Source organism: Cellulomonas septica (genome assembly GCF_012396155.1).
Classification (GTDB): Bacteria; Actinomycetota; Actinomycetes; order Actinomycetales; family Cellulomonadaceae; genus Cellulomonas; species Cellulomonas septica.
In genome coordinates this window covers 1-2,051 of record NZ_JAAXOY010000636.1, presented here as the reverse complement: position 1 = coordinate 2,051, position 2,051 = coordinate 1, and the positions used below count along the sequence as shown (strand labels likewise).

Annotated in this window: 1 protein-coding gene; it reads left to right on the top strand. The window is 74.0% G+C overall.

The features are described 5' to 3' along the window. Positions 1–1,931: VanW family protein (locus HGA02_RS17535; RefSeq protein WP_168680507.1), on the top strand; the 1,931-nt coding region annotated here is incomplete at its 5' end. Positions 1,932–2,051 lie beyond the last annotated feature (120 nt).

Below are 2,051 nucleotides of genomic sequence, written 5' to 3'. Positions count from 1 at the left end.
GTACGGCGACCGCGGGTGCGGCGACCGCGGGTTCGGCGACCTCGGGTGCAGGTCCCGCGGGTGCGGCGACCACGGGTGCAGGTCCCGCGGCTGTCGCCGCGCCCGGCGGGGCGTTCGCCCCGGTCGGATCGCGCGGTCCGGACCCGCTCGCGCCGCGCATCGCGTCGGGGCCCGTCCCGCAGGACGAGGACGACCGCGCGGAGTCGCCGCTCGACGTGTTCGAGCCGGACGACGGTCGTCGCCGGTGGGTGCGGCCGGTGCTGGTGATCGCCGGCATCCTGGTCGTGCTGGGCGGGCTGTACGTGGGCGCGTCGTTCGCGCTCGCGGACCGGGTGCCGCGTGGTGCGACGGTCGCGGGCGTGGACGTGGGCGGCCTGTCGTCGCAGGAGGCGGTGGCCCGGCTGCAGGAGTCCCTCGCGGACGCGGCCACGCAGCCGGTCCCGGTCGAGGCGCAGGACGTGCAGGCGACGGTGGACCCCGCGACGGCCGGTCTGGTGTTCGACCCGCAGGCGACCGTCGACCGCATGACGGGTGTGGACCTGGCGGACCCGCTGCGGCTGTGGGACCAGATCGTCGGCGTGGGCGCCCGGCAGCCCGTGACCCAGGTCGACGACGCGGCGCTCTCCGCGGCGCTGGAGAACCTCGGCTCGTCACTGGTGCTCGCGCCGGTCGACGGGACGATCGTCTTCGCGGACGGCACGGCGAACGCGACGCAGGCGGCGGACGGCTGGGAGCTGGACGTCGAGGGTGCGACGCAGGTGCTGCACGAGGGCTGGCTCGACGCGGCCCGTCCGCTCGCGCTGCCGACGACGACGGTCGAGCCGGCGATCACGCAGGAGAAGACGGACGCGGCGCTGGAGGTCGCGCAGAAGGTCGCGTCGGGTCCCGTGTCGGTCACGGTGGGCGACCGGTCGACGACGCTCGAGCCGGCGGTCGTGACGGCGAACGCGTCGTTCGTGCCGGTGGACGGCGAGCTCGTGCTGCAGATGAACGGCGAGGCGCTGAGCGCCGCGGTCCTGGAGGACCTGCCGGACCTGCTGACGGCGTCGGAGGACGCGCACTTCGACCTGTCGTCGGGGGCGCCGGTGATCGTGCCGGGCACGCCGGGCACGACGCTGGACCCGGCGTCGCTCGCGACGGCGGTCGCGGACGCGGCCGTGGCGAGCGCGCGGTCGGCGACGGTCGAGCTGGTGCAGGCCGACCCGGCCGAGTCGACGGCGGAGCTCGAGGCGCTCGGCATCAAGGAGATCGTCTCGGAGTTCTCGACCCCGCTGACGTCGGAGCCGCGCCGGACGCAGAACATCGCGAACGGTGCGTCGAAGATCAGCGGCACGCTGATCCGCCCGGACGAGACGTTCAGCCTGACGGACGCGCTCGGCCCGGTGGACGCGGCGCACGGCTTCGTGCAGGCGGGCGCGATCGTCAGCGGTGAGCACGTCGACGCGTGGGGCGGCGGTCTGTCGCAGATCTCGACGACGACGTACAACGCGGCGCACTTCGCGGGGTTCGAGGACATCGAGCACAAGCCGCACAGCGAGTGGTTCGCGCGCTACCCGGAGGGCCGGGAGGCGACGATCTTCACGGGGACGCTCGACATGCGCTGGAAGAACAACACGCCGTACGGCGCGCTGGTGCAGTCGTGGGTCGAGGGCGGCCGCGTGTACGTGCGGATCTGGGGCACGAAGTACTGGACGGTCGAGTCGACGACGAGCCCGCGCTCGGGTGTCGTGTCGCCGACGACGGTGTACTCGCAGTCCGCGACGTGCGAGCCGCAGTCGGCGGGCAACCCGGGCTTCTCGGTGACGGTGACGCGCAAGCTGTACCTGAACGGCGAGCTCAAGGACACGGACACGAACTCGTGGCGGTACAAGCCGCAGAACAAGATCGTGTGCGGTGCGCCGCCGTCGGCGACCCCGCCGGCCAGCCCGTGACCTGACCGCATCGCACGCGCGGAACCCGTCGAGGCCTCGGCCCGGCGGGTTCCGTCGTCTCCGGGTCCGCGTGCTCGTGCTCGCGCGCGCACGCCTGCTCGACCCGGAACGGCGCCGTGC